This is a genomic window from Arthrobacter sp. 2YAF22_2 (assembly GCF_052114645.1).
Classification (GTDB): Bacteria; Actinomycetota; Actinomycetes; order Actinomycetales; family Micrococcaceae; genus Arthrobacter.
In genome coordinates, this window is sequence record NZ_JBFRFD010000404.1 from 1 (window position 1) to 3,501 (window position 3,501).

4 protein-coding genes are annotated in these 3,501 nt (G+C 66.0%); 2 read left to right on the forward strand and 2 right to left on the reverse strand.

Annotated features, from left to right (window positions below; genetic code table 11):
* Positions 1–666, forward strand: a 666-nt coding sequence (locus AB4Y86_RS14845) for a response regulator (RefSeq protein WP_441402965.1), incomplete at its 5' end; no start/stop codon positions are given.
* Positions 667–769: 103 nt separating this feature from the next.
* On the forward strand, positions 770–1,309 hold the full coding sequence (locus AB4Y86_RS14850) for a hypothetical protein (protein WP_441402966.1): 540 nt from the start codon (positions 770–772) through the stop codon (positions 1,307–1,309).
* Between the two features lie 12 nt (positions 1,310–1,321).
* Here AB4Y86_RS14850 and AB4Y86_RS14855 read toward each other — a convergent pair whose 3' ends face one another.
* Complete coding sequence (locus AB4Y86_RS14855) at positions 1,322–1,813, reverse strand: hypothetical protein (RefSeq protein ID WP_441402967.1); 492 nt, start codon at positions 1,811–1,813, stop codon at positions 1,322–1,324.
* 97 nt (positions 1,814–1,910) lie between these two features.
* The coding region (locus tag AB4Y86_RS14860; RefSeq protein ID WP_441402968.1) for an alpha/beta fold hydrolase at positions 1,911–3,501 on the reverse strand (1,591 nt) is incomplete at its 5' end.

Genomic DNA, 3,501 nt, shown 5'->3' on the forward strand with positions numbered 1-3,501 from the left:
CGCCTGGCACGGGTGGATGGCTTCGAGTGCGTCGGGGAGGTCTACACTGCCGCGGCCGCCCGCGAAGCGATCGAACGTCTGCAGCCGGAGCTACTCCTGTTGGACGTCCATCTGCCCGACGAAAACGGGATTTCCCTGCTGCGTTCACTGCAAGTTGCCGGCACCCAGATTGATTCGATCATCATCACCGCCGCACGTGATCTGAACACGGTCCGATCAGCCATGAGCAGCGGAGCCGTCTACTATCTGGTCAAACCCTTCAGCTATGACCAACTGCGCCTCCAGCTCGATGCCTATCGGCGCTGGCGCCACGAACTGGAATCCGCTGTACGCGGAGATCAGTCCACCGTTGACACCCTCTTCAACCTGCGCCGGGCCGCCGTCGAGCCTGCGGCGGCTCCGCAGCACCGGCTTCAACCGACCATGCAAAAAGTCTTCGACGCCGTACGGAGCTCGCCAAACCCAATTGGCGCGGCGGACATAGCCGACCAGCTCGGCGTCAGCCGGCCTACAGCCGCCCGCTACCTCAGCGCCCTTGAGCGCAAAGGACTGGTCGTGCTGGATCTCGCCTACGGGGGCACCGGGCGACCCCTCAACTCCTATACGGCTCAATCAATCGCCCCCAAGCCGCCGCAGCGCCAGGGTGACGGGGTGTCGCGAGGCTAAGTCGTGAGGCGGCCCGGGACTGGATGACCAGCAGTCGATCCCGCAGGAAGCTTCTTCAGCCGTTTTCGAAGCACTTGGCGCCCAATGCCCGGATGATGGAGTCATGCGAAGGGTTATTGGTTGGCTGACGGCAGCAATCATCGTCACGCTCGTCTTTGGAAGCGTCTATGGTTCGCTCCAGCAACTGGGCCGCCGCTCAGCCAATGCGGCGCCTGCGGCGGCGGCCGCGGCAGAGGTTCAGCAGCTCGGTTCGGAGACGCTCACCGCGCCGCGGCTGGAGCTGACACCGGACACCGGGGTCTTTGTCATCGTGTACGGCGCGGACAACAAGCCGGTGTCCGGGACGGTCAACCTACATGGAACGCTTCCCGTCCTGCCTCCGGGCGTACTCCAGTCCGCCCGGGACATCGGTTCTGATGCTGTGACCTGGGAGCCGGAGCCGGGCCTGCGGATGGCAGTTGTAGCGCGGCCGGCGGCGGGCAAGGTCGTCGTCGCCGGGCAGTCCCTCACTCCCTACGAGGACAGGGACAAGATGGTGCAGTTTTTCCTGGCCGCTGGATGGCTGGGAAGCGTTGTTGTGCTGGCCGCCGGATATGGGGCAACCGAGTTGCTCCGCCGCCGCCGCCCGCTTCCGACGTCATGATCCGGTGGTGACTTATGCGCGGCGACGCACCGTGCCGAGGGCGACAGCCGCCAGGGCCAATGCCAGGGCGCCAGCGAAGAGGGCCAGCTGCTGACGTCGAGCCGTATCCGAAGTCCAGGCCGGGCGGGCAGCCTTGCCGCCACTTTGATCCTGATCCCCGGCCGGCGGTAGCCCCTCGTATTTCTGCGCTTCGGTGATGCTCTCGGACCTGAGGATACGACGCTCTTGGAGTGCGGCCTCGAGGTGCTGGTCGGGAACTGTCTCTATGCTGTCGGCGGCAACTGCGGCGGGAAGGTCCACAATGTACGTCTTTCCGAATGCAGCATCCGATGCCACTGCGTCCAGCCATGGTCCCGGCTGCCGGCTCAGCCCGCGCTCGGCGAATGCCTTGGAGAGCATTGCTTTGATCTCCGACAGGGACTTCCCGGGAGCCTGTTTGACAACATCGAAGATCGCCAACTGCCGCTGTACGTTGTCCGCATTCGCCGGTGTAGGACTCTCCACAGCGGGTCTCCCTCTGTCGACGGCGGGCGCCCCCGGGAGTGCGCGGTGCCGGTTGTGAAATTGTCGAAGCCTGCGTCTTTTGTGGCGCAAGGTCAGTCTAGCGAGAGCTACCGCTTCCGGACAGGATCGCGGGGACCCGCGACAGGAACTCTTCAACCACGGCGGCGAACTCGTCGGGCCGTTCAATCTGCGGCATGTGTCCCGTCTTCGAAAAGACGTGCTGCTCGGCGCGGGGCAACGCCGTGACAGCTGCCTCAAGGTGGCCGAACGGAAGGATGTGGTCCCGGTCGCCCCACACCACCAGCGTTGGAACGTCCGACTTCGCCAGGGTGTCAATGAGTGCCGACCGCCATTCGGCCCGAACCCCGGAGATGGTCCCCAGATCGCGGGCGATGTCGAGGAGCGTTTGGCGGTGCGCGGACCGTTGCGACAAGGCGAATGCATGGCCAACGCGGGTGTCGGTTACCAGCGCTTTGTCGTAGAAGAGGGACTGGACGGTGCGCAGTGATGCTTTCTTATCGGGGCGCATGAGCACTGTCGCGAGCGGCCGGACCGCGAGCAGGCGCAGCACCAGCGCGACCTCCTTGCCGAACCCGGCGCTGTTCGCCAGCACCAGGGCGGAGACGCGGTCGGGGTGGTCGGCAGCCAGCTTCATGGCGACGGCCCCGCCGAGCGAATTGCCCATCACGGGCAGCGGTCCGTGCACCCCCAGAGCGTCAAGGAAACCCGGGAGGGCGCCCGCGAGGCTCGCCAGGGTGGCCCGCCCGGACAGCCGGTCGGAGTACCCGAAGCCGGGCAGGTCAACGCTGTAGACGGTGTGCCGTGCCGCGAGGCGCTCGTGTTGCTCGGTCCAGTCATCGAGGCTCTGGCCGATGCCGTGCAACAGCAGCACGGGGTCCCCGCTGCCGGTCTTCCGGTAGCGCAACCGTGCGCCGTCGACGTCGATGTGTCCTGTTCCGGGAAGTTCGAGGGGATCCCGGGCCGCTGCCGGGGCTAGCGGTCCGGAAGCCTGCACCCGTTGCCCGCGCCGGCCGAACCGAACGTGGTCCGTCAGCCTGCCGGCCCTGAGCAGGGCGAAGTCGCGCAAATAGTTCTGGTGCAGCCGCCAGGGTGAGCGTGAGCCCTGCCTTGGCAGCTCGCCCGCGCCGCGCAGGATGTAGCCGGCCTTCAAATCGATCAGCGAACTCAGGACGCCGTTTGTGACGCTCGTGGGTGCCTTGGGTGCCACCCACTGCAGGTTCTGACGGTCGAGATACTTCAGCAGCCGGCAGATGTAGCCTGCCACCAGGTCCGCCTTCAGGGTCCAGGAAGCGTTGGTGTAGCCGATGGTGAGCGCAAAATTCGGAACGCCCTCCAGCATCATGCCCTTGTAGGTCAAGGTCGTCCCGGTGTCCACGGGCTCGCCGTCGACGGTGAGCGTCATGCCGCCGATCACCAGGAGGTTCAGTCCGGTCGCGGTGACAATCACGTCGGCCGGGAGCGAATCACCCGAAGCAAGGGCAATCCCGTCCGGGGTGATCCGCGAGATCTGGTCGGTCACGATGTCGGCGGTGCCTGCGCTGATCGCACGGTAGAGATCGCCGTTGGGGATCGCGCAGAGCCGCTGGTCCCAGGGCTGATACGACGGCGCCAGGTGCGTGTCCACCGCAAACCCTTCCGGCAGCTTGGCGATGGCCGACTTGCGAAGG